This window comes from Erythrobacter epiphyticus, from assembly GCF_034653295.1.
GTDB lineage: Bacteria > Pseudomonadota > Alphaproteobacteria > Sphingomonadales > Sphingomonadaceae > Erythrobacter.
Window position 1 is genome coordinate 83,097 of record NZ_JAYEEU010000007.1, and the last position, 21,797, is coordinate 104,893.

Consider the following 21,797-nt stretch of genomic DNA (forward strand, 5'->3'; position numbering starts at 1 on the left):
ATACAGCGCCGTCTGGCAAGCGCAATCGCGTGCCGGCCAGCCCCCGTGCTCCCGCCCATTTTGAGGGTGGTCTGGCGCGGCGCCGTGCCTAAGGTGACGGGCATAGCAGCCTGCGGGAGAGAGCAACCGTGATGAAACTCCATTCCAGCCTTGGCCCCAATCCGCGCCTTGTCCGCTTGTTCCTGATGGAAAAGGGGCTGGTCGAAGGCACGCATTTCGCGCGCGCCCATTACGACATCATCAGCGGCGAAAACCGGCAAAGCGCCAGCATCAGACGCTGCAATCGGGGCTGATGAAAGAGGTGCTGTTCGGCCGTAATGAAAAGGGCGGACAGGTCTTCCACCAATGGACCGAGCGGCTGACGCGGGCGAGCGACGAGGAGCTGGTGGCAATCTTTGCCGCCGAACACCGGCAAGCGGCGGAGTAGGGGCGGGCCCACAGTGCCGACAGGCTAGCCAAAATCGCTCCGCGCGTCGCGGGCGGTCTCGATTATGCATTCCTGCAAAGCCCGGTCTTCGACAGATCGCGCCAGAACGATCGCGCCGACCATGATCATCATGTCGCGCAGGGCTGCCGACCGGGCTTCGGGCCCGGTGCCTTTGGCAACCGCGATGTCGGCAACCATCCTTTCGATGCCGCCCGCAAAGCTGCGCCTAACCTCCGGTCCGGCACGCAAGGCATCGAGCGAGAGTCCGGCGATCGGGCAACCGACCTCGAGATTGGCGATGTGCCCCATAGAGAGATACTCCGCCGCATAGTCGGCGAGCGCCGCCTCGGCCTCGGCAGCGCTGGACCGGGCGAACATCGGGCGCTTTTCCTCGAACATTGCCATGATCGCTTCGGCCAGCAGCGCATCCTTCGAGGCGAAGTGCTTGTAGAAGCCGCCATGGGTCATGCCCGCCGCTTCCATGACATCGGCAACCGAGACGGCCTGTGGCCCGTGCGCACGGAACAGGCGCGCGGCCGTCGCCACAATGCGGGCCCGGCTTTCGGCGGCGGCTTCCTTCGATTTGCGCATCACGTCCTTCTTTCACGATCGGCCTTGACGGTATGGATGATGAATGTCATCCATACAAGAAGATGATAATCATCATCCAAATGAACCGGAAGGAGTTCGCCATGTCGATGCCCAAGATCCTCGTCACCGCCGCCGCGGGAAAGACCGGAAGCGCGCTTGTCGCCGAGTGCCTCCAGCGCGGCTGGCAGGTTCGCGCCCTGGTGCGGCGGGCCGACGTGCGCGCGCGGGATCTGGCAGCACAGGGCGCCGAAGTGGTGATTGCCGATCTTCATGATGAGGCGGCGATGCAGCGCGCGATGAAGGGCGTGGGCCGCGCCTACTGGTGCGCACCCTTCGATCCGCGCGCGCTCGAAGCGGCGGAGATCTTTGCCGAAGCCGCCGTGGAAGCCCGGATCGAAGCGATCGTGGGGCTCAGCCAGTGGCTCGCGAGCCCCTTCCATCCCGCGCTCGCCACCCGCAATGCCTTTGCGACCGACCGCCTGTTCGAGAGCCTCGGACCGCAGATCGCTTACACGGCGCTCAATCCCGGCTTCTTCGCCGACAACTACCTCAGGCTGATCGGCTTTGCCGCGCAGCTCGGCGTGCTGCCCTCCCTGACCGGCGACAGCCGCAACGCTCCGCCCTCCAACGAGGACATCGCCCGGGTCGCAGCCGCGGTGCTTGCCGATCCGGCACCCCACGCGGGCCGAACCTACCGCCCGACCGGCCCGGAACTGCTCTCCACCGTCGAGATGGCGGCGATCCTGACCGCTGTATTGCGGCGCAAGGTGCGCAAGGTCGAGCTGCCCTTGTGGCTGTTCGCCAAGGCAGCCCGGATGCAGGGCGTGAGTCCGTTCGAACTGAGCGGCTTTCGCCATTACGTCGAGGATCACCGTCAGGGTGCCTTCGCACGCGGCGCACCGAATGATGTGGTCGAGCGCCTGACCGGCCGACCGCCGGAACGTTTCGCAATGATCGCCGCGCGCTATGCCGCCCGCCCCGAAGCGCAGCGCAGCGCTGCCAGCGTGCTGCGGGCGTGGGCTGAGTTCATGATCACGCCGATGATGCCGGGATATGATCTGACGCGGTTCGACCGGATCGACGGCGCGCCGCTTCCTGCCGGACTGCGCCACGCGATGTCGGATACGGGCTGGATCGCGACCCATGGCGCGACGCCCGCACTTGGCCGCCAAGTCCTGAAAGGAGTCTCTCAATGACCCTCACTTCCCGCGCGAAATCCGCCTACCGCGCCCTCGAACGCTTCGCCGAGGCGCTCGAACCCGACCCGATGGAGGAGCTGCGCCGAAGGGTTGCGCGGCTGGAGCGGCAGGCATTCGGTGAACAGGCCTTCCCGCATGCCCCGACCGACCGCGAGCAGACAGCAGACCCGGACGGGTAAGACCCCGCTTTCCCACACGCGCGCGACCTGTCACCATCGGCCGCATGACCTGCCCTCAACGCCTTTCGTGCCGCCCGGTTCGTGCGCCTGAATGGCGGCCGCGGACCGGGCGGGTTTTTGGTCTCTGGACAGTGTCTCATGTGTCTCCAACAGGAGACGCGCAGCGGGGAGCGGCACGGGCCGCCGCGCCCCTCTCCCCTGTCCGTGCACTTGCCGAATTCAGGTGCGACCGGCTGCATTTGTTGATGATATTGTCGCCACACAAGGCGGACACGGTGTCCGCTTTGTCAGCTTTAGAAGGTTGGATCACCGCCATTGCGAGTAGCCGTGGGCTTTGCCGCAATCCATGATCCGGCTGGCGCGCGTCCGCCTCGAGGCCGAGGCGCTGGAGGTAACCGAACTTCGCATCTTCGCCGAACTCGCCAGGGGCCCCGCGCTGGGGCCGCAGACCTCGCTGGTGAAGCTGTTCGGCTCGAGCATCGGGCAGAAGGTTGACACTTTGGGGCTGGAACGCCCGCTCTATGGCCATGAAGCGCTCAAGGCGGTAGGCAGCGAATATGCCCAGACGGTGACGGGCAAATATCTCAATAACCGCGCCTCGACGATCTTTGGCGGCTCGGACGAGGTGCAGAAAAACATCATCGCCAAGTCGGTGCTGGGGCTTTGACCTTTGACAGGCAGCTGACCTGAATTCCCCCTCCCCGGCGGGGAGGGGCCGGGGGTGGGGTTATTGCCGTATCGACCGGAGACCCCCCATCCCAACCCTTCCCCAAGGGGAAGGACTAGTATGGCGCAAGGCTTCGCTCGCAATGACGAGACAAGAGAGGACGCACACTATGGACGTATCAAAACTGATGTTCCGCGACGGGTTGATGGCGGGCGAACGCATTCTGGTCACCGGCGGGGGCACGGGTCTCGGGCGCGAGATGGCGGAAGCCTTCCTCAAGCTCGGCGCCACGGTCTACATGTGCGGTCGCCGCCAGAACAAGCTGGACGAGACGGCGGCGGAACTCACCGCGCTGCATGGCGGCAAGATCGTCGGCATGGCGTGCGATATCCGCGATGCGGATGCGATCCATGCCATGGTCGACGCGATCTGGGCCGATGGCGGCGCGCTCACCGGCGTCGTCAACAACGCCGCAGGCAACTTCATCAGCCGCACCGAGGATCTTTCGATCAATGGCTTCAACGCCATCGCCGACATCGTGATGCGCGGGACCTTCTATGTCACGCTCGATATCGGCAAGCGGCTGATCGCGGAAAAGAAGAAGGCCAGCTTCCTCTCGATCCTCACCACCTGGGTGTGGTCGGGCAGCGCGTTTGTGGTGCCGTCTGCCATGTCCAAGACCGCGATCAACGCCATGACCCAGAGCCTCGCGACCGAGTGGGGCCGCTATGGGCTGCGCTTCAACGCGATTGCCCCCGGCCTCTTCCCGACCAAGGGCATGAGCGCGCGCCTGTCGCCCGGCGGGCAGGGCGGCAATTCGAAGAACGATCTCAACCCGATGGGCCGCGCGGGCGAGATGTACGAACTCGCCAACCTCGCCGTGTTCCTGATGGGGCCGGGCGCGGAATATGTGAACGGCCAGACCATCGCGATCGACGGCGCGGGCTACCAGGCCAATGGCGGCACCTTCTATCCGCAGCTCCACGCGCTCGGCGATGCCGAGTGGGATCAGATGCGCGCGATGATCAAGGGCACCAACGAAAAGGACAAGGCCGAACGCACCGTCGGCTGAATGATGGGCCGGGCGGTCAGCCGCCCGGCTTGGCCATGCCGTACACCCAATCGCCCAACAGCGGCGAGAATTCATCGACCCGGATCGATTGCCACACCCCGCCGGTGAGGTAGGGATCATTCTCCAGCCGGGCGCGGGCTTCGGCTTCGTCGCGGCCTTTGACGATCAGCAATGATCCGATGATCAGACCGTCAGCCCGCTTCAGCGGACCGGCGAGCACGAAATCCGAAGCATTGTCGGCCAGGAACTTGAGATGCGCCTCGCGGTGCACCGCGCGCAGCTTGCCGCCATCTTCACCGTCGCGGCAATGGAAGCAAAACATCCGCATCTGATCGTCCCCTGTGTGATCACCCGCTGTGCCTACCCACCCGCGCCGCAGCGATCAAGCGGCCCGCTTGCAAAGAGTGAACTTGCAGCGCAGCACTGCCGGGTTCAACAGCGCTACGTAACCCCGAATCGTTTCAGGTGAAATCAGTTCATGGCCGATCTGTCCCCCGCCCTGCCCCCGATTGACCGTGCCGAAATGCGCCGCGCCTTTCGCGAGGACGAGGAAGCCTGCATTGCCCTGCGGCTTGATCAGGCCGCGGCCGCATCCAAGGTGCATCACGACGCCGCCCGGCTCGCGATCCGCCTGATCGAAGGCGCGCGGGCGCACAAGGCCAGCGGAATCGATGCCTTCCTCCAGCAATATGGCCTCGATACCGAAGAAGGCATCGCGCTGATGTGCCTCGCCGAAGCGCTGCTGCGGGTGCCCGATGCGGCGACCGCCGATGCGCTGATCCGCGACAAGATCGCCTCCATCGACTGGGGTGAACATCTCGGCGAAAGCGCTTCGACCTTCGTCAACGCCGCGACCTTTTCGCTGATGCTGACGGGCGAAGTGCTCGATCCGCCCGAGGCGCGCCAGAGAGGCATGGGCAGCGCGCTCAAGCGGGCGATCAACCGGCTCGGCGAACCGGTGATCCGCACCGCGACCGGACAGGCGATGAAGATCCTCGGCGGGCAATTCGTGTTCGGCCGCACGATTGATGAAGCTTTGAAGCGCGCCGCGCCCGAGCGTGCACAGGGCATCACTCATTCCTTCGACATGCTTGGCGAAGCGGCGATGACCCATGCCGATGCCGCGCGCTATCTTGCCGCCTATCACGCCGCGCTTGATCGGCTGGCGGCCGAGGCCGGCGCAGGGGTGGCGGGTTCACCGGGGATTTCGGTCAAGCTTTCCGCACTCTATCCCAAGTATGATTTTGCCCATGCCGCGGCCGCGCATGATGCGCTGGTGCCGGTGGTGCGGAACTTGGCGGCCAAGGCGCGCGATGCCGATATCCACTTCACCATCGATGCAGAGGAAGCCGAACGGCTCGAACTCAGCCTCGATATCATCGAGACGCTGCTGGCGGATGATACGCTGTTCGTGCGCGCCGATGGCACGCGCTGGGACGGCTTCGGGCTGGCAATCCAGGCCTATCAGAAGCGCGGCGTGACGGTGTGCGACTGGATCGCGCGCGCCGCGCGGCGCCATGGCCGCAAGCTGTTCGTCCGGCTCGTCAAAGGGGCCTATTGGGATAGCGAGGTCAAGGCGGCGCAAGTCGGCGGGCACGTGGATTATCCGGTGTTCACCCGCAAGATTGCGACCGATGTGTCCTATCTTGCCTGTGCGGCGCGCCTGCTCGAAGCGCATGACGTGCTGCGCCCGGCCTTCGCCACGCACAATGCTTACACCATCGCCGCGATCAAGGAGATGGCAACCCAATTTTTCACCTCAAGTGGCGAAGCGGCAGGTGAAAAATTTGAATTTCAAAGACTCCACGGCATGGGCGAGGAAGTCTATGCCGCGCTGCGCCGGATCGAGGGCAATAATCCTACCCCGGTGCGGATCTATGCCCCGGTCGGCGGGCACAAGGAATTGCTCGCCTATCTGGTGCGCCGCCTGCTCGAAAACGGGGCCAACACCAGCTTCGTGAACCGCATGGGCGATGCTGATATTCCTGCGGCTGATCTGGTGAGCGATCCGGTGCGCGAGCTGGCGGCGCTGGAGCCGCGCCGCAATCCCGCAATTCCGCTGCCCAAGGACATCTTCGGTGCGCGCACCAACAGCGCCGGGGTTGATCTTGCCGATCCGCTGGTGCTGGAACCGCTGCAAGAGCGCCTCACCGCGCTGCGTGGTGCAAGGTGGACGGCTGCGCCGACATTTGCGCTTGGCGCGGGCGAAGCGGGCGCCGCGATCACCGCGCCGCATGATCGCACCCACAACGTCGGTACGGTGCGCGCGGCAACCGCGGCCGAGATTGATCTTGCTTTTGCGCAGGCCCATGCGCTCCAGCCCGGCTGGGATGCGCTCGGCGGGGAAAAGCGCGCGCTGCTGCTCGAAGAGGCCGCGCGGCTGTTCGAAGCCAAGACGCCCGAATTCCTCTCGCTGTGCCAGCGCGAAGCGGGCAAAACCCTTGTGGATGCGGTGCTCGAAGTGCGCGAAGCGGTCGATTTCCTGCGGTACTACGCCGCCGAAGCGCGCCGCCAATTTGCCGCGCCCACGATCCTGCCGGGGCCGACAGGGGAGGAGAATTCCCTGTCGCTGCATGGCCGCGGGGTGTTTGTCACGATTGCGCCGTGGAACTTCCCGCTCGCCATCTTCATCGGCATGGCCGCCGCCGCACTCGCGGCGGGCAACACCGTGCTGGCCAAGCCCGCACCGCAGACTCCGCTGATCGCCGCGCTGGCGGTGAAGCTGTGCCACGAGGCGGGCATTCCGCCCGAAGCGCTGCAACTGATCCCCGGCGGCAGCGAAGTCGGCGCGATGCTCACCGCGCACCCGACCGTGGCGGGGGTGGCCTTTACCGGATCGACCGCGACCGCGCGCGCGATCAACCGCACGCTCGCCAATCGCGACGGGCCAATCGCCACCCTGATTGCCGAAACCGGCGGGCAGAACGCGATGATCGTCGATAGCTCCGCCTTGCCGGAACAGGTGGTGCGCGATGTGTTGGCCAGCGCCTTCCAGAGCGCCGGGCAGCGCTGTTCGGCGCTGCGTGTGCTCTATCTTCAGGACGATGTCGCCGAACCGATGCTCGAGATGATCCGCGGCGGGTTCGCCGCGCTCACCATTGGTGACCCTAGCGATCTGCCGACCGATGTCGGCCCGGTGATCGATGAGGCCGCGCGCGCACGGCTCGAAGCCCATGTCGCGGCTTGCGAAGCGGCGGGCTGGCCCGTTACCCGCCTTCCCTTGCCCCCCGCAGCCGCCAAGGGCTGCTTTGTTGCGCCCACCATCATCGAAGTGCCCTCGATCCGCGCGCTGACGGACGAGCATTTCGGCCCGATCCTCCATGTTGCGCGCTTCCGCGCCGGCGAGCTGGAACAGGTGGTGGAGGACATCAATACGACCGGCTTTGGCCTCACGCTCGGCCTCCACAGCCGCATCGCCGCGACGCGCGATTTCGTCCGCGCACGGGCGCGGGTTGGCAATTTCTACGTCAATCGCAACCAGATTGGCGCGGTGGTGGAAAGCCAGCCCTTTGGCGGCGAGGGCCTTTCAGGCACCGGCCCCAAGGCCGGCGGGCCGCATTATCTCGCCCGCTTTGCCACAGAGCGGGTGATGACGATCGACACCACCGCCGCGGGCGGCAATGCGAGCCTGCTGGCAGCGGGCTAGAGCACGGGGATGGCGCGCAGGATCACGGTTGCGAGCTACAACATCCACAAGGGCGTGGGCACCGATCGCAAGCGCAATCCGGCCCGCATCCTCCATGTGCTGGGCGAGATTGATGCCGACATCGTCTGCTTGCAGGAAGCCGATCTCAGGTTCGGCACCCGTGAAAGCGTGCTGCCCCGGTTCCTGATCGAACACCACAGCGATTACATCCCCGTGCCGCTCGATGTGCAGCATGATTCGATGGGGTGGCACGGCAATGCGATCCTCGTGAAACAGGGCATTGCGATCGAAAGCCACGATATCATCCACATCCCCTGCCTCGAACCGCGCGGGGTGGTGACAGCGACGCTGATGATCGGCGGGGTCAGCCTGAGCGTGTTTGGCATGCACCTCGATCTGTCGGGGCTGTGGCGGGCGCGCCAGGCCCGCGTGATCGCCGCGCTGGCTGCCGCTGCACGGTCCCAGCGCCCGACGGTGCTGATGGGCGATCTTAACGAATGGCGCACGGTCGCGGGCTGTTTTCGCGAGTTCGGGCGACATTTTGCCCTGCTTGATCCTGGCCCCAGCTTCCCAAGCCAGCGCCCGCTGGGCCGACTAGACCGGATCATGCATTGCAACCGGCTGACGGTAACGGATTGCGGCGTGCACCGCAGCGTGCTGGCAAGCGCGGCGTCCGATCACCTGCCGGTGTGGGCGGAGTTTGCGGTGGGGTAAAGGCGAATGACTGCTTTCGGGCGCGCGGCGTGTGGGGGTGAATGACCGCAAGTGGGTGGATAGCGGACGGATACCGTCTAGCTATTGGCTCGCCTTTAATGGCTCCAGTTGCACGCCAATCCAAAGCTCGGCGTCCCGCGCTCGCTCAACAATGCAACCTAAAGAGGGATTATTCTCCCGCGTCAGTGGAATGCGGGTTGCGTCCGTTTGGTCTGAGCCAACCCCCGGCATTGTCTCGAATGATTGAGCACCACAGTCTCGCGCAATTTCAGCGCCGTGCCATACGGCGGCAGTGCGCCCATCGCGTAGGGACTGCACCTCCTCTGCAACCCTCAGGAACCAACCCTGTTCTTGCGGCGGGCTTTGCAGCGCGAATGCAGCACCTATGGCCGCGATGGCGCTGCACGCCGCGCCGCCAGCAAACCACACAAGCCGCTCTCGCTTCATCAAACCACTAAACAGGATAACCGGAATGTCCGCAACGGGGTCGTATCCCGAACGGCAGCTTTTGTCACAAGTCGTTGCAAACCGGACGTTCGTCTCGCCAGCCGGTCATCCGGGATTGTGCCGGGGTAAGGATAGGGAAGAGCGGAGAGGGGATAGAATCGCGCCGCCCCTTGCCCCCGGCCCCCGCATCGGGAATCCCTCTTACATGGCGATTCTCTCCGACAAATGGATCCGCACCCAGGCGCTCGAACACGGCATGATCGAGCCCTTTGTCGAGGCGCAGCGGCGCGACGGGGTCATCTCCTATGGCCTGTCTTCCTATGGATATGACGCGCGCGTCGCGCCCGAGTTCAAGATCTTCACCAATGTGAATTCCTCGGTGGTCGATCCCAAGGCTTTCGATCCCGACAGCTTTGTCGACCGCGAGACCGATGTCTGCATCATCCCGCCCAACTCCTTCGCGCTCGCTCGCACCGTCGAATATTTCCGCGTGCCCGAAGACGTGCTGGTGATCTGCCTCGGAAAGAGCACCTATGCCCGCTGCGGGATCATCGTGAACGTCACCCCGCTTGAGCCGGGCTGGGAAGGCCATGTGACGCTGGAATTCAGCAACACCACGCCGCTGCCCGCCAAGATCTATGCCAACGAGGGCGCGTGCCAGTTCCTGTTCCTCAAGGGCAATGAACGCTGCGAGGTCAGCTACAAGGACCGTGCGGGCAAATATATGGGCCAGCGCGGGGTAACCTTGCCGCGGCTCTAAGCCACCTTGGGTCATGCCAGCGCAAGCTGGCATCTCAGGCCAAAATGCGGCACTGATCCGCCAGAGATCCCTGCTTGCGCTGGGATGACGCTTTGGAGCCTTACCTCATGAGCACCCGCGAATTCGACATTATCGTTTACGGCGCCACCGGCTACACCGGGCGGCTGGTGGCGGAGTATCTCGCCCACCATTACGGCAACAGCGCGGATGGCCCCAAGTGGGCGATGGCGGGGCGCAGCCTCGACAAACTCGCCGAAGTCCGCGACCTCATCGGCGCACCTGCCGATACCCCGCTGGTGGTCGCCAATGCCGATGACAGCGCCGATCTCGAAGCGATGTGCCAGCGCACCCGCGTCGTGCTCACCACCGTCGGCCCCTATCAGCTTTATGGCGACAAGCTGGTGGCCGCTTGCGTGAAGACCGGCACCGATTATGCCGATCTGTGCGGCGAACCGGCGTGGATGGCGGAGAAAATCGCCCAGCATCAGGCCGCCGCCGAAGCCAGCGGCGCGCGCATCTGTTTTTCCAGCGGGTTCGATTCGATCCCCTTCGATCTCGGCGTGATGATGACCCAGAAGGCCTGTGTGGAGCGGTTCGGCAAGCCTGCCCCGCGTATCCGCGGGCGTGTGCGGGCGATGCAGGGCACCTTCTCGGGCGGCACCGCGGCGAGCCTCGGGGCGACGATGAAGGCGGCGGCCAAGGACGTCTCGCTCATCAATGTGCTGCGCAACCCCTTTGCGCTCACCCCCGGCTTCGAAGGGCCGGACCAGCCCTCGGGCATGATCCCCTCCTACGAAGACGATCTCGGCAAGTGGTCCGCGCCTTTCGTCATGGCGCCGATCAACACCAAGAATGTCCACCGCACCAACTTCCTGCTCGGCCACCCCTATGGCACCGATTTCCAGTATGACGAGATGGTGCTGACCAGCCCCGGCGAAGCGGGCAAGGCAGCGGCCACGGCCGCGCTCGAATTCATGAAGAACCCGTTCGGCGCCAAGCCGCCCAAGCCCGGCGAAGGGCCGACCAAGGAAGAGCGCGAGAACGGTTTCTATGACGTGGTGTTCGTGGCCGACATGCCCGACGGCGGGCGGCTGCAATACGGGGTCAAGGGCCGCTATGATCCCGGTTACGGCTCAACCAGCCGGATGCTCTCCGAAACCGGCATCGCGCTGCTCAGCTGCACCAAGCCGGGCGGGATCGGCACGCCGGGCAGCTTTCTGGGCGAAGATCTCGTCAAGCGGCTCGAAGAGCACGCCGAACTGACCTTCGCGGTCGAAGAATAGGCGCCGGCAAGCGCTCACAAACAAAACGGGCCCCGGCATCACGCCGGGGCCCGCCTCACGACCCTCAGTCGATCCGAGGGGTTTAGAAGCTCATCCGCACGCTGGCGCGGAAGTTGCGCCCCATCAGCGGAATGAAATCCTTGGTGAAGCTGGCATGGCGCCGGCCGACCACGTCAAAGATATTGTCCGCGGCAACCAGCAGCGTCACATTGCGGTTCTCGGCAAACGGGCGCCACGCCACCATTGCGTTGACCAGCGCAAAGCTGTCGGTTTCGCTTTCGAAGGCCGCCACGCGATCCTGCTTGGCAAACCACTGCACTTCACCGCGCAGATCGAACTGATCGGTCTGGGCTTCGAGCGCGCCGAGCAGCGACAGCGGCGGAATACGCGGCACGTTTTCGCCATTGGTCAGATCCGCTTCGACATACGAAGCGCGCAGGTCAGTCATCAGGCGATAGCTGCCGGTGTCGATCAGCGGGTAGTTCAGCTCTGCTTCCGCACCCCAGAAATTGGCATCCGACTGGCGATAGAGGAACACCGGAAGGCCATCTTCTTCCTGATCGGTTTCCGCCACGAAGATGTAGTTATCGAACCACTGGCGATAGGCGGCGAGGCTGAACGTGCCCGCACCCACCTTGCCGCGGGCAAAGGCTTCGATGCCCCAGGCGCGCTCGACGCGCAAATCGCGATCACCGATCTCGAAAGCCTGTGTCGCAAAGTGCGGACCATCCGACAGCAGCTCTTCGGCGCTCGGCGCGCGTTCGACCCGCGAGGCGTTGATCCCCATGCGCACGCCCTCGACACCCTGATAGACAAGGCCAAGCGCACCCGAGAAGGTCTCGAAGCTGCGATCAAAGGCGACCGGCTGCGACGTCACCGAGGTGAATTCGGCGCGGGCCGAGGCTTCGAGCTGGAACGGGCCATTGCCATATTCCTGCAAGGTGAAGATCGCGAACTGATCGGTCAGGTTGGCGGGGACATAGGCCTCGGCACCTTCGGCGTCGAAGTCGCGGTGCATGAACTGCACCCCGGTCGCACCGCGCAGCACGCCTTCGGCGTTCTGCACGAGCTCGGCGCGCGCTTCGATGCTCTTGCTGTCGAACACCGTCCCGACTTCACCGCCTTCGAATTCGGTGTGGGTGTAATCGGAATAACCGACCCGCAGCTTCAGCCGCTCGATCGCGCCATCGCCAAGGAAGATGTCGCCCTTGAGATCAGCGCGGAACTGCTCGAGGCCGATGCGGACGGTTTCATCGCCCTCTTCCTCTTCCTCGCCGCCCTCTTCCTTCTCTTCCTTGAGGCCCGGACGCTTGATGACGCCGTAATCGGTGTTGTAGTAGCCGACCGCGAAGCCAAAAGTGCTCTGGCCAAGGATCAGGCCGAGCCCGGCGTTGACCGTCCAGCTTTCGACATCGCTGTTGGGCACAAAGCCACGCTGATCGGCGGCTTCGCGGAATTCGGCCGCTTCTTCGGGCTCACCCAATGCGTCCTTTTCAGCGGCTTCTTCAAGCAGCTCCGCGCGCAGGCCGGGGGCAACCTGGAAACCGCCGATGCGCAGGTCGCCCGACTTGCGCCACGAACCGTCGACATGCAGCACCAGATTGTTGGTGAGGCCAACATCGAGCGAGGCGGCGGCGTTGCGCATGTCACTCGCACTGTCGATCCCGGCAAGCGCATCGAAATGGAAGTCTTCGTCGGGCACGCGGGTCGGGATGCGCTTGTCGATCACGTTGACCGCACCGCCGATGGCCTGGCTGCCATAGAGCAGCACGGCCGGACCGCGCAGCACTTCGACGCGCTCAAGCGTGATCGGCTCGATCGTCACCGCGTGGTCGACCGAGGTGTTCGAAACATCCATCGTGCCAAGGCCATCGACGAGCACGCGCACGCGCTCGCCCTGCTGGCCGCGCAGCACCGGACGCGACGAGCCGGGAGCAAAGCTGGTTGACGAGACGCCGGGCAGCTTGGCGAGCAGATCGCCGATCTGGCCATTCACGGCTTCGCGCTGGATCTCGCGCACTTCGAGCACGCTGGTGCCGGCGAGCAGATCGAATTCGCGCACGCCAGCAGCGCTGACGATAATCGAGCCGTCGCGGGCCGTCTGGCGGTTGTGGAGGTCGTCCTCGACCTGCGGCGCTTGCGCGGCATCATCGGCCGCTGCCGTATCAGCCGTATCGGCAGCAAGTGCCGGCGTGGCGGCCAGCGCCAGCGAGAGAACAAGCGCAGCCGGGGACGCCGCGTGGCGGAGAGAGAGTGTTTTCATGGGGGTTCGCGTTCCTTGGTTAAGACAGCGGGGTTGCATTACATTCATGATGTAATAACGTATCACGCCTCTATCGCGAGACCGCGCCATTGCAAGGGGCTAGTCGCGGCACCTGCCCGCCAAATCAGCGCAATGTGACACAATTGCCACAGACACAACTACGCGGGGCTGCGACAGGGCGGCAAGCCCGGCGCAACGCATCTGGGGTTCTGGAAAAAGGAAGGAAAACTGGAGCGGGCGAAGGGATTCGAACCCTCGACCCCAACCTTGGCAAGGTTGTGCTCTACCCCTGAGCTACGCCCGCTCTCTGACGTTTTCAGCCGCCGGATGATCCGAGGGGCTGTTAGGGTGGCGGCGCGGTTAGCAGTGCCGCGCGCACCCTGCAAGAGCAAAATTGCGCGACACGGGTTTCCTGCACACAGCCCGGCAGCGCGCACAAATCAAAGCTTCACATTATCGCGAAAACGCCCACATTGGAGGCCAAGCCAGCGCGCACCATCATTTCAGGAGTATTCCCTTGGCCAGCATGGGTCTGAGCATCGACGAACAGAAAGCGGTAGAGCGATTCCGCAAGGATGTGGTCGAGCCTTCGCAGACAAACCTCGTGATCCTCGATTTCTGGGCTGAGTGGTGCGGCCCCTGCAAAGCGCTGACCCCGGTGCTGGAAAAGATCGCGGCCGAATATGCCGACAAGGGCGTGGTGCTCGCCAAGATCAATGTCGATGAAGAACAATTCATCGCCGCGCAGTTCCAGGTGCGCTCGATCCCGACGGTCTATGCGATGTTTCAGGGCCAGCCTGTGGCCGATCTCACCAGCGCGCGCAGCGAATCGCAATTGCGGCAGGTGCTCGATCAATTGCTCAGCCAATTGCCGGTGCAGCCCGGCCAAGCGGGTGCCGGCGATCCCAACCGCCCCTCCCCCGAAGAACTCGCCCAGTATATTGCCATGGGCGAGGAAGCCCTCGCGGGCGGCGATGCCCAGCGTGCTGCGGGGATTTTCGCGCAGATCACCGAATTCGCGCCCGAAAGCGCGGCCGCCCATGCCGGGCTCGTCCGCGCGCTGGTGCAGCTTGGCGAAGATGAGCAGGCGCGCGCGGTGATGGCGAGCATTGAAGCCGATCCGCGCCTTGCCGCCGATCCGGCGCTGGCCCCGGCCCGCGCCGCGCTCGAACTGGCGGCGACCCGCGTCGATGACAGCGAACTTGCCGCATTGCGCGCAGCCGCTGCCGCTGATCTGGCAGACATGGCCGCCCAGCTCGCCTTTGCCGAGGCGGCCTTTGCCGCCGGTGCACGCGACGAGGCGGCGGACACGCTGCTCGCCATGATCACCGCAGACCGCGACTGGAACGAAGGCGCTGCCAAGGCGCGCCTGCTCAAGATCTTTGAAGCGACCGGGCTTGAAGATGATTGGGTCGTGGCGACGCGCCGCCGTCTCTCGCGCATCCTGTTCGGTTAGGGCGGGCGCGGCGCATGACCATCCGGCTTTCGATCTTTCCGCTGACAGGCGCCGTGCTGTTCCCGGGGCTGCAATTGCCGCTCCATATCTTCGAGCCGCGCTACCGCGCGCTGGTCGGCAATGCGCTGGTGCGTGACCGGCGGATCGCGATGATCCAGCCGCAACGCCCGACCGAAGGCGCGCCGCTGTATCAGGTCGGCTGCGTCGGGCGGATCGGCGAGATTCAGGCGATGGAAGATGGCCGCTACAACCTGATCCTCGAAGGCGAGCAGCGCTTCCGGCTGGTGCGCGAGCTGGATGTCACCACCGCCTTCCGCCAGATCGAGGCCGAGCTGCTCGACGAGGATGAGGACGAAACGCTCAGCCACGCCCAGCGCGGCGGGTTCGAGCGCGAAGCGCGCCGCTTTGCCGACAATCAGGGCTACAGCGTCGACTGGGATTCGGTCGAGCGGCTTGATGATCGCTCGCTCATCAACGGGGTGTCGCAGATCGCCCCGTTTGATCCGGCCTCGAAGCAGGCCCTGCTCGAAGCCGCCAACCTGTCGGCGCGCTGCGAATTGCTGGTGCAACTGATGCAGTTCTATGGCCGCCGCGACGGCGGCGAGGAAATCGTCACCCTGCAATAGCGCGCCCGGCGGAGGTGCTGCGGATGCGCCTCAGTCAGCGGCGGGGCGCAAGCGCTCGGCCAATTGCCGCCAGCCCTTGATCTGCCCCTGTGCGAGCAGGCTGGCGCGGAACAACCGCCCGATCAGCACGATCTCTGCCACCACGAACGCCGCCATCAGCACGCCGGCGCCGAGCAATTCGGGCGTCGCAATCCCCGTGCCAAGCCGCGCCAGCACGACAAAGGGCGTCCATAGCGGGATCCAGGTCATGATCTGCACCAGCGGTCCGGCTGTGCCCGAAAGCACCGCCTGAATGAGGAAGAACACCGGCAGCATGGTGCCGAAGATCACGGGCATCAGATAGCCCTGTGCTTCGTTCATCGTATCGGCCATCGCGCCGATCGCCACGAACAGGATCGCGATGGCGACATAGCCCATGACGAAAAAATAGATCAGCGTGATAACCGGGCCAACCCCGGATACCGGCGCGAGCGCAGGCCGGATCATGTCGGCAATCTCGCCGTGGCTCGCAAAGGCGACCGCCACCGCCGTGCCGAGCCACACCGCCAGCATCGACAGCCCGATTCCGAGCGCCCCCAGCAGCTTGCCATACATCAGCTCTTCCGGGGTGATGCAGGCAAGCACGGATTCCAGCAGCTTCTTCGAGCGTTCCTCGACCGAGCCTTGCAGCATCCAACTGCCCGACAGCATCAGCGCCATCAGCAGGATATAGACCAGCGCCAGCGGCACGACCGAGCGGATCAGCATCGCTTCCTGCGCGCCGCCACCGGGGCGCGGCATGGTGAGCGCGATGGCCGGCACCGCCTGATTGACCGCCTGCGCCTGCCCCGCCGAAAGGCCCTCGCGCGCCAACAGCCCTTGCCGCAGGCTGGCGGTCAGCACGTCTTGCAGCATCGCCATCAGGCTCGCGCGCGGCTGATCATTGGTCAGCACCGCAACCCGGGGATCTTCGGGAAATCCGGCCGCGATCTCGACGATCACGTCAGCCCCGCCCTCTTCGGCTTCGAGCAGCGCGTCGGCGGCTTTCTTGAACGCCGCACCTTGCTGCGCCGCGAGATCGGCAGGCGCCGCAGCATAGGCATAATCAGGGTCGGGCGGGGTGAAGTCGGGAATGCCTTCAGGCTTGACCCTGGCAATCTGCGCCTGCGCCGCTGCCAGCCCGCCTGCCGCGCGGAAGGCCTGAATATCCGCCGGGCCATAGACGTATCCGTGCTGCGCCCACGGCGCTTCTGGCGCCGCCGCCTTGAGATCGTGCCGCCAGACATAGCGCGAGAGCGCTTCGAGCAGGGCGCGATCTTCGCCCTCGGCGATCCGCGCGGCGATGGCCGCGCCGACCTTGCCGCCCGAACGATCCACCAACACCACGCGGGTCGGCTCGCTTTCGTCCAAACTCTCGGCCAGGAACGGCCCGAGCCCGAGGCCAACCGGCACCAGCAGCAAGGTGAGCCAGAAGCTCTTGAGCAGCACGACTTGCCGCAATTCGCGGCCCGCCACGAGCAGGATATTGGCAAAGCTCATGCGCGGGTCTCCTCGATGGATGGATCATTGCCGACCAGTGCGACAAACACATCATGCAGCGAGGCGCGCTGTTCCTCGAAGCGGCGCAGCGGCAAGCCTTGCGCGGTGCAGGCTTCGAGCAGATCGCCCGCCTCGACGCCGGGAGCAAGCTGCAACGACCATGCGCGCCAGCCCTCGCCAAGATCGCTCACCGGCTCGGCCGCGGCGATCCCGGACATTGTCGCAATCCCCTGCGGCGCGATGGCAGCAACGCGGCTCGGCAATTCGGCGCGGGCCTCGGCAATCGTGCCTTCGAACCGCTTGCGCCCCTTGCGCAGCAGCAGGATGCGCTCGCACAGCCGCTCGGCATGCTGCATCACATGGGTGGAAAAGATCACCGCTGCGCCCGTCCCGGCGGCGCGCAGGATTTCATCCTCCAGCAGCCCCTGATTGACCGGATCAAGCCCGGAAAACGGCTCGTCCAGAATGAGCAGGCGCGGGCGGTTGACGAGTGCCGTGGCAAGCTGCACTTTCTGCGCCATGCCTTTCGACAGATCGGCAACCTTGGCCTTGGCCCGGTCGGCCAGATCGAAGCGTTCGAGCAGCTCCATCCCGTGCGCACGGGCATCGCCCGCGCGCATCTGTTTGAGCTGGCCGAAATAGGCGATCATGTCGATCACCGTCATATTGCCGTAAAGGCCGCGTTCTTCGGGCAGGAAGCCGATGGCGCCCGAGGCGCGCCGATCGGGCGCGCTGCCCATCACTTCAATCGTTCCGGACGTGGGCCGGATGATGTCGAGCACCATGCGCAAGGTGGTGGTCTTGCCCGCACCATTGCCCCCGAGAAAGCCGTAGATTTCGCCCGGCTCGACCGCAAAGCTCAGATCATCAACCGCGCGCACATCGGCAAATTGCTTGGTAAGATTGGCGACCTTGAGCATGCTGATCCCTTGCACGTTCCCACAATGGGAGCGGGAAGCCTAGCGCGCCAAACGCTTCATATCAAATTAGGAATCACGCGGGCGGAATTGCGCCATGCGGCAGGCGCGCCGATCAGAACGGAATGTCGTCGTCGAGATCGTCGTAGCCCCCGCCCGCCGGGCCGCCGCCCTGGTTCCAGCCGCCGCCACCTTGCGCCCCGGCGCTGCTGCCGCCGCCGCCGCCATAGCTGCCGCCGCCGCTGCGGGCACCGCCGCCACCGCCCATACCGCCGCCACCAGCACCGCCGGTCGTGCCGTCGAGCATGGTCAGCCCGCCGTTAAGCCCGCGGATCACCACTTCGGTGGTGTAGCGATCCTGCCCGTTCTGATCCTGCCACTTGCGGGTTTGCAGCTGGCCTTCGACAAAGACCTTGCTGCCCTTCTTGAGGTAGCGTTCGACCACCCCGACCAGCCCTTCCGAAAAGATCGCGACATTGTGCCACTCGGTGCGTTCCTGACGCTCCCCGGTGTTGCGATCCTTCCAGGTTTCGCTGGTGGCGATGCGCAGGTTCGCGACCTTGCCGCCGTTCTGGAAGCTGCGGATTTCCGGATCAGCGCCAAGATTGCCGATCAGCATGACCTTGTTGAGCGAACCCGCCATCGAAATATCCCTTCCCTTCAGAACCTTGCCCGTGCAGCCGCCGATGATGCGCCGCAATACTGAGTCGGGCAATAGGCAAGGATCGGCAGGGATGCGAGTCAGCCTCGGGCACTAATCCCCGAATGGCTTGCCCTAGCGGGCGGGGTAGCGCAGCCGGCCGAGAAAGCGCGTCAGGCTCGGCAATTCGCGATCCTTGCCGGTGAGCCGCGCCTTGATCTTTTCAAAGCGCATCACCCCGTCAATCCGGCGATCGAGGAAGGCGTAGGTATCGGCCTTGCCTTCGCTGTCATCATTCACGAACACGGCAAGCGTGGCCGAATAGATCCCCGCCAGAATGGCGCGCTTGGTGTAGTGGTTGTAATCGGTCGCGGTGTCCCCGGCGAGCCGCCACATGATATCGGCCGAATGCCAGCCGAGCTTGAGCGCCCGGGCTGCATTCTGCGGCTGCGCCATGATCGCCAGCGCGCGGCGCACGGCTTCGTCGATATGCGCGACCGCTTCCAGCCGGAAGGCCACCAGCGTGCGGATCCGTTCGCGAATCTTGAGCGTCGCCAGCCGTTCCTGCGGCCATTCCGCTTCCATCGCCTGATCGACGCTGGCGATCCAGGCCGCGATCATCGCCATCGCCCGGTCACCCGGCGCGTCGGCCGGGAAGGCCAGCTTTGCCACATCGGGATCAACCCCTGCCATCTCCGCGGCGGCCACCAGCGCGGTTTCGTTCCAGCCATCGAAAATCGCCGAAGCGGCAATATCGGGGGCCAGCGCCAAGGCCAGCTCGTCAAGCGTCATGTCGGCAAAATCAACCATGTCAGAAAGAAGGCCCGTAATCCTTGGGAGTTCCCTTTTCGGCGCGTTTTTTGTCCGCCGCCTCGAATTCCTGCTTCATCAGCGCATTGCCGGCCTGCACCATCATGTAATCGCGCGCCGAACGGCCGGAATTGTCATTGCGATCAGGATCGGCGCCCTTGCTCAGCAGCATCCGCACCATCGGGACATTGCGCGCATGGACCGCCGCGATCAGCGGGGTCTCGCCGGTCTGATCGGAGATATTGACGCTTGCCCCGCCCTTGATGAGCTCTTCTGCGCCTTCGATAAAGCCGATCGAGGTCGCCAATTGCAGCGGTGCCACCCCGCGCTTGTTGCGGATGTTGGGATCAGCACCGCGTTGCAGCAGGAACCGCACCCACAGATCATCCATGCGCTGCACCACGATATGCAGGCCGGTATCGCCGCTGGTCAGGTCGCGGCTGTTAACGATCTGGGTGCCCGGCTTGTTGAGCATGTCGGTCGCGACATTGCCATCACGATCCTTGACAGCCTTGAGGAACTGGTAGCCTTCGGAGAACATCTGCGCCGCCGCCGGCGCCAGTGGCACGCTTGCAATCCCGACAACCGCCCCTGCGACAAGTGCATTGGCAATCATCCGGTGGAGCGGTAACTTGCGCAAAAATCCGGTAAGCACGGTTTGAACCTTTCCCAATTCCTGCCACAGGCAAGCCCAGCGGGCGCACGCGGATACCCCGCAGGCCGTTCGCTGCTTGCATCACAAGGCGCCAGTTAGCAGAGCATGAACCGCAAGGCCAATACCCCGATGAAATTCGCTGCCTCCTCCCTCGCCGCTGTGATCGGCGCTATCCTGTTGCTGACCGCTTGTGCCAGCGAAGCCCCGCCCGGCCCCTCGCCCGACGGCGTGGATCTCCGCGGCGCCAGCATTGGCGGCGATTTCACCCTCACCAGCAACACCGGCAAGCGTGTAAGCTGGGATGATTTCGCCGGGCAGTATCGCCTTGTTTATTTCGGCTTCACCTATTGCCCGGACATCTGCCCCACCGACGTGCAGCGCCTCAGCCAGGGCTTGCGCGCATTCGAGGAAGCTCACCCCGATCTGGGCAAGAAAGTGCAACCGATCTTCATCTCGGTCGATCCGGAGCGCGATAGCGTGGCGGTGCTCAACGAATTCGTCGCCAGTTTTCACCCGCGCCTGATTGGCCTGACCGGCACACCCGAAGAGATCGAAGCCGTCAAAAAGGCCTTCGGGGCTTCGGCGAGCAAGGATCCGGCGGGTGCGGATGGCAATTACAACGTCTCGCACACCACCTTCACCTATCTCTTCGCGCCCGATGGCGCGCCGCTCGGGATCATCCCGACCGACAAGCAGGCCGCGGGTGTGGCCGCCGAGCTTGAAAGATGGGTGCGCTGAGAGAGCGCTTCTGGGAATTGCCGCTCGGTGCGCTGACCCGCGCCGAGTGGGAAGCGCTGTGCGATGGCTGCGGCCGCTGTTGCCTCCACAAGATCGAGGATGCCGATACCGGCGAGATCATCGACACCAATGTGGCTTGCCGCCTGCTCGACACCGGGACCGCGCGGTGCAGCGATTATCGCAACCGCAAGGCCTTCGTGCCCGATTGCCTGCGGCTGACGCCCGCGGTTGTCGCGACGGTGAGCTGGCTGCCGCAGACCTGTGCCTATCGGCTGCGGCAGGAAGAGCAGCCCCTCCATGATTGGCACCCGCTGATCAGCGGCGATCCCGATAGCGTGCGGCGCGCCGGGATTTCGGTGATCGGCCGGGTCGTCAGCGAGATCGATGCCGGCCCGCTCGAACACCACATTGTGGTATGGGAGCCCGAGGACGAAGCGGAGGATGATCTGTGATCGGCTGGCTCGAACGCACCGCGCTGGAACCGGAACTTGAACTGGCAGGCCGCGCGGTGCCGATCGCGCTTAAGCGTCACCCGACCGCGCGCCGGCTGACCATGCGGCTTGCGCCTGATGGCAGTGAAGTCCGCATCACGCTCCCGCGCTGGGCCGCGACAAGCGAAGCAATTGCCTTTGCCCATGCCCGCAAGGACTGGCTCGAAAGCCAATTGGCACGGGTGCCCGCGCGCACCGCGCCGGGCGCGGGCGGTATCGTGCTCTATCGCGGGCAGGACTTGCAGGTCGCGTGGCATGCCGCCGCGCCGCGCCGCCCGGCGATCATCGGTGATGCGCTGCGGCTCGGCGGGCCGGAAGCCCGGCTTGAAGGGCGCATCCGCCGCTGGCTCGAAGATGAAGCGCTGGCCCTGTGCGAAGCGGACATGCGCGAATATTGCGCGTCGGCCGGGCTTGCGCCCGTCCCCGTGAGCCTGTCGCGCGCGCTGCGGCGCTGGGGTTCGTGCTCCGACCGCAATCGCATCCGTATCAACTGGCGGCTGGTGCAGGCGCCCGATTTCGTGCGGCGCTCGGTGGTCGCGCATGAAGTCGCGCATCTGGTCCATTTCGATCACAGCCGCGCCTTTCACGCGCTGCTCGCGCGGATCTACGAAGGCGAGATTGCCGCCGCCGATCGCTGGCTGAGAGAACATGGACGCAGCCTCTACACCGCCTTCGGCTAGGCACGGCCGCGCGCAAAG

The 21,797-nt window shown here is 64.9% G+C and carries 23 protein-coding genes and 1 tRNA gene; 15 read left to right on the top strand and 9 right to left on the bottom strand.

The annotated features are described in order from the left end of the window. Positions 1-131 precede the first annotated feature (131 nt). Together SOQ14_RS05915 and SOQ14_RS05920 are read left to right on the top strand one after the other, a co-directional pair. Positions 132-293, top strand: a complete 162-nt coding sequence (locus SOQ14_RS05915) for a thioredoxin domain-containing protein (protein WP_322897137.1) — start codon at positions 132-134, stop codon at positions 291-293. Continuing rightward, positions 293-427, top strand: coding sequence for a hypothetical protein (locus SOQ14_RS05920; RefSeq protein ID WP_322897138.1), 135 nt, complete (start codon positions 293-295; stop codon positions 425-427). Before SOQ14_RS05915 ends, SOQ14_RS05920 begins: the two co-directional genes overlap by 1 nt. Positions 428-451: 24 nt before the next feature. Here the strand turns inward: SOQ14_RS05920 and SOQ14_RS05925 are convergent, their stop codons facing one another. After that, entirely contained in the window at positions 452-1,018 is a 567-nt protein-coding gene (locus SOQ14_RS05925) for a TetR/AcrR family transcriptional regulator (RefSeq protein ID WP_322897139.1), read from the bottom strand. 101 nt (positions 1,019-1,119) lie between these two features. On the opposite strand from SOQ14_RS05925, the gene SOQ14_RS05930 reads away from it, so the two are divergent. The 4 genes from SOQ14_RS05930 (at position 1,120) to SOQ14_RS05945 (ending at position 4,135) form a co-directional block, all read left to right on the top strand. Continuing rightward, complete coding sequence (locus SOQ14_RS05930; RefSeq protein WP_322897140.1) at positions 1,120-2,214, top strand: NmrA family NAD(P)-binding protein; 1,095 nt, start codon at positions 1,120-1,122, stop codon at positions 2,212-2,214. Beyond that, positions 2,211-2,396, top strand: coding sequence for a hypothetical protein (locus SOQ14_RS05935; protein ID WP_322897141.1), 186 nt, complete (start codon positions 2,211-2,213; stop codon positions 2,394-2,396). Before SOQ14_RS05930 ends, SOQ14_RS05935 begins: the two co-directional genes overlap by 4 nt. A gap of 346 nt (positions 2,397-2,742) precedes the next feature. Further along, positions 2,743-3,063 carry an acyl-CoA dehydrogenase family protein gene (locus SOQ14_RS05940; RefSeq protein ID WP_322897142.1) on the top strand — a complete coding sequence of 107 codons (321 nt, stop codon included), beginning with the start codon at positions 2,743-2,745 and terminating at the stop codon, positions 3,061-3,063. Between the two features lie 169 nt (positions 3,064-3,232). Continuing rightward, a complete protein-coding gene (locus SOQ14_RS05945; protein ID WP_322897143.1) occupies positions 3,233-4,135 on the top strand; it encodes an SDR family oxidoreductase in 903 nt (300 codons plus the stop codon). A 16-nt stretch (positions 4,136-4,151) separates the two neighbouring features. Here the strand turns inward: SOQ14_RS05945 and SOQ14_RS05950 are convergent, their stop codons facing one another. Beyond that, the gene (locus SOQ14_RS05950) at positions 4,152-4,463 is read right to left on the bottom strand and encodes a YciI family protein (protein WP_322897144.1); all 312 of its coding nucleotides are present in this window, start codon (positions 4,461-4,463) and stop codon (positions 4,152-4,154) included. A 150-nt stretch (positions 4,464-4,613) separates the two neighbouring features. Here SOQ14_RS05950 and putA point away from each other — a divergent pair, with 150 nt between their 5' ends. From putA to SOQ14_RS05970, 4 genes are all read left to right on the top strand, one after another. Next, positions 4,614-7,781, top strand: coding sequence for a bifunctional proline dehydrogenase/L-glutamate gamma-semialdehyde dehydrogenase PutA (gene putA, locus SOQ14_RS05955; protein WP_322897145.1), 3,168 nt, complete (start codon positions 4,614-4,616; stop codon positions 7,779-7,781). A 9-nt stretch (positions 7,782-7,790) separates the two neighbouring features. Further along, a complete protein-coding gene (locus SOQ14_RS05960; protein WP_322897146.1) occupies positions 7,791-8,495 on the top strand; it encodes an endonuclease/exonuclease/phosphatase family protein in 705 nt (234 codons plus the stop codon). 652 nt (positions 8,496-9,147) lie between these two features. Continuing rightward, a complete protein-coding gene (gene dcd / locus SOQ14_RS05965; RefSeq protein WP_322897147.1) occupies positions 9,148-9,702 on the top strand; it encodes a dCTP deaminase in 555 nt (184 codons plus the stop codon). A gap of 107 nt (positions 9,703-9,809) precedes the next feature. Beyond that, positions 9,810-10,985, top strand: a complete 1,176-nt coding sequence (locus tag SOQ14_RS05970) for a saccharopine dehydrogenase family protein (RefSeq protein WP_322897148.1) — start codon at positions 9,810-9,812, stop codon at positions 10,983-10,985. A gap of 82 nt (positions 10,986-11,067) precedes the next feature. On the opposite strand, the gene SOQ14_RS05975 is transcribed toward SOQ14_RS05970, so the two are convergent. After that, positions 11,068-13,248 carry a TonB-dependent receptor gene (locus tag SOQ14_RS05975; protein ID WP_322897149.1) on the bottom strand — a complete coding sequence of 727 codons (2,181 nt, stop codon included), beginning with the start codon at positions 13,246-13,248 and terminating at the stop codon, positions 11,068-11,070. Between the two features lie 229 nt (positions 13,249-13,477). Next, a tRNA-Gly gene (locus SOQ14_RS05980) sits at positions 13,478-13,552 on the bottom strand. 222 nt (positions 13,553-13,774) lie between these two features. Between SOQ14_RS05980 and SOQ14_RS05985 the strand changes: the two genes are divergently transcribed. Then, a complete protein-coding gene (locus tag SOQ14_RS05985; RefSeq protein WP_322897845.1) occupies positions 13,775-14,704 on the top strand; it encodes a tetratricopeptide repeat protein in 930 nt (309 codons plus the stop codon). 14 nt (positions 14,705-14,718) lie between these two features. Continuing rightward, positions 14,719-15,330, top strand: a complete 612-nt coding sequence (locus SOQ14_RS05990) for an LON peptidase substrate-binding domain-containing protein (protein ID WP_322897150.1) — start codon at positions 14,719-14,721, stop codon at positions 15,328-15,330. A 30-nt stretch (positions 15,331-15,360) separates the two neighbouring features. On the opposite strand, the gene SOQ14_RS05995 is transcribed toward SOQ14_RS05990, so the two are convergent. The 5 genes from SOQ14_RS05995 to SOQ14_RS06015 all read right to left on the bottom strand — a co-directional run bounded on the left by SOQ14_RS05995 (position 15,361) and on the right by SOQ14_RS06015 (position 19,870). Beyond that, the gene (locus tag SOQ14_RS05995) at positions 15,361-16,848 is read right to left on the bottom strand and encodes an ABC transporter permease (protein ID WP_322897151.1); all 1,488 of its coding nucleotides are present in this window, start codon (positions 16,846-16,848) and stop codon (positions 15,361-15,363) included. Beyond that, complete coding sequence (locus SOQ14_RS06000) at positions 16,845-17,768, bottom strand: ABC transporter ATP-binding protein (protein WP_322897152.1); 924 nt, start codon at positions 17,766-17,768, stop codon at positions 16,845-16,847. The genes SOQ14_RS05995 and SOQ14_RS06000 overlap by 4 nt, the downstream gene beginning before the upstream one ends. A 112-nt stretch (positions 17,769-17,880) precedes the next feature. Further along, positions 17,881-18,408 carry a single-stranded DNA-binding protein gene (locus SOQ14_RS06005; RefSeq protein WP_322897153.1) on the bottom strand — a complete coding sequence of 176 codons (528 nt, stop codon included), beginning with the start codon at positions 18,406-18,408 and terminating at the stop codon, positions 17,881-17,883. Positions 18,409-18,540: 132 nt separating this feature from the next. Next, a complete protein-coding gene (locus tag SOQ14_RS06010) occupies positions 18,541-19,215 on the bottom strand; it encodes a COQ9 family protein (RefSeq protein ID WP_322897154.1) in 675 nt (224 codons plus the stop codon). Position 19,216: 1 nt separating this feature from the next. Beyond that, complete coding sequence (locus SOQ14_RS06015) at positions 19,217-19,870, bottom strand: ankyrin repeat domain-containing protein (RefSeq protein WP_322897155.1); 654 nt, start codon at positions 19,868-19,870, stop codon at positions 19,217-19,219. A gap of 105 nt (positions 19,871-19,975) precedes the next feature. On the opposite strand from SOQ14_RS06015, the gene SOQ14_RS06020 reads away from it, so the two are divergent. Genes SOQ14_RS06020 through SOQ14_RS06030 form a run of 3 tightly spaced genes read left to right on the top strand, consistent with a single transcriptional unit; the run spans position 19,976 to position 21,779 of the window. Then, positions 19,976-20,608, top strand: coding sequence for an SCO family protein (locus SOQ14_RS06020; protein ID WP_322897156.1), 633 nt, complete (start codon positions 19,976-19,978; stop codon positions 20,606-20,608). Continuing rightward, positions 20,596-21,060: a YcgN family cysteine cluster protein gene (locus SOQ14_RS06025; protein WP_322897157.1), complete on the top strand. Its 465-nt coding sequence runs from the start codon at positions 20,596-20,598 to the stop codon at positions 21,058-21,060. Before SOQ14_RS06020 ends, SOQ14_RS06025 begins: the two co-directional genes overlap by 13 nt. After that, the gene (locus SOQ14_RS06030) at positions 21,057-21,779 is read left to right on the top strand and encodes a M48 family metallopeptidase (protein WP_322897158.1); all 723 of its coding nucleotides are present in this window, start codon (positions 21,057-21,059) and stop codon (positions 21,777-21,779) included. Before SOQ14_RS06025 ends, SOQ14_RS06030 begins: the two co-directional genes overlap by 4 nt. The last annotated feature ends 18 nt before the right edge of the window (positions 21,780-21,797 follow it).

Bases quoted from the DNA above. Each gene is read 5' to 3' on its own strand.
- SOQ14_RS05915 (WP_322897137.1), top strand. From the start codon at position 132: ATGAAACTCCATTCCAGCCTTGGCCCCAATCCGCGCCTTGTCCGCTTG.
- SOQ14_RS05920 (WP_322897138.1), top strand. From the start codon at position 293: ATGAAAGAGGTGCTGTTCGGCCGTAATGAAAAGGGCGGACAGGTCTTC.
- SOQ14_RS05925 (WP_322897139.1), bottom strand. From the start codon at position 1,018: ATGCGCAAATCGAAGGAAGCCGCCGCCGAAAGCCGGGCCCGCATTGTG.
- SOQ14_RS05930 (WP_322897140.1), top strand. From the start codon at position 1,120: ATGTCGATGCCCAAGATCCTCGTCACCGCCGCCGCGGGAAAGACCGGA.
- SOQ14_RS05935 (WP_322897141.1), top strand. From the start codon at position 2,211: ATGACCCTCACTTCCCGCGCGAAATCCGCCTACCGCGCCCTCGAACGC.
- SOQ14_RS05940 (WP_322897142.1), top strand. From the start codon at position 2,743: ATGATCCGGCTGGCGCGCGTCCGCCTCGAGGCCGAGGCGCTGGAGGTA.
- SOQ14_RS05945 (WP_322897143.1), top strand. From the start codon at position 3,233: ATGGACGTATCAAAACTGATGTTCCGCGACGGGTTGATGGCGGGCGAA.
- SOQ14_RS05950 (WP_322897144.1), bottom strand. From the start codon at position 4,463: ATGCGGATGTTTTGCTTCCATTGCCGCGACGGTGAAGATGGCGGCAAG.
- putA (WP_322897145.1), top strand. From the start codon at position 4,614: ATGGCCGATCTGTCCCCCGCCCTGCCCCCGATTGACCGTGCCGAAATG.
- SOQ14_RS05960 (WP_322897146.1), top strand. From the start codon at position 7,791: ATGGCGCGCAGGATCACGGTTGCGAGCTACAACATCCACAAGGGCGTG.
- dcd (WP_322897147.1), top strand. From the start codon at position 9,148: ATGGCGATTCTCTCCGACAAATGGATCCGCACCCAGGCGCTCGAACAC.
- SOQ14_RS05970 (WP_322897148.1), top strand. From the start codon at position 9,810: ATGAGCACCCGCGAATTCGACATTATCGTTTACGGCGCCACCGGCTAC.
- SOQ14_RS05975 (WP_322897149.1), bottom strand. From the start codon at position 13,248: ATGAAAACACTCTCTCTCCGCCACGCGGCGTCCCCGGCTGCGCTTGTT.
- SOQ14_RS05985 (WP_322897845.1), top strand. From the start codon at position 13,775: ATGGGTCTGAGCATCGACGAACAGAAAGCGGTAGAGCGATTCCGCAAG.
- SOQ14_RS05990 (WP_322897150.1), top strand. From the start codon at position 14,719: ATGACCATCCGGCTTTCGATCTTTCCGCTGACAGGCGCCGTGCTGTTC.
- SOQ14_RS05995 (WP_322897151.1), bottom strand. From the start codon at position 16,848: ATGAGCTTTGCCAATATCCTGCTCGTGGCGGGCCGCGAATTGCGGCAA.
- SOQ14_RS06000 (WP_322897152.1), bottom strand. From the start codon at position 17,768: ATGCTCAAGGTCGCCAATCTTACCAAGCAATTTGCCGATGTGCGCGCG.
- SOQ14_RS06005 (WP_322897153.1), bottom strand. From the start codon at position 18,408: ATGGCGGGTTCGCTCAACAAGGTCATGCTGATCGGCAATCTTGGCGCT.
- SOQ14_RS06010 (WP_322897154.1), bottom strand. From the start codon at position 19,215: ATGGTTGATTTTGCCGACATGACGCTTGACGAGCTGGCCTTGGCGCTG.
- SOQ14_RS06020 (WP_322897156.1), top strand. From the start codon at position 19,976: ATGAACCGCAAGGCCAATACCCCGATGAAATTCGCTGCCTCCTCCCTC.
- SOQ14_RS06025 (WP_322897157.1), top strand. From the start codon at position 20,596: ATGGGTGCGCTGAGAGAGCGCTTCTGGGAATTGCCGCTCGGTGCGCTG.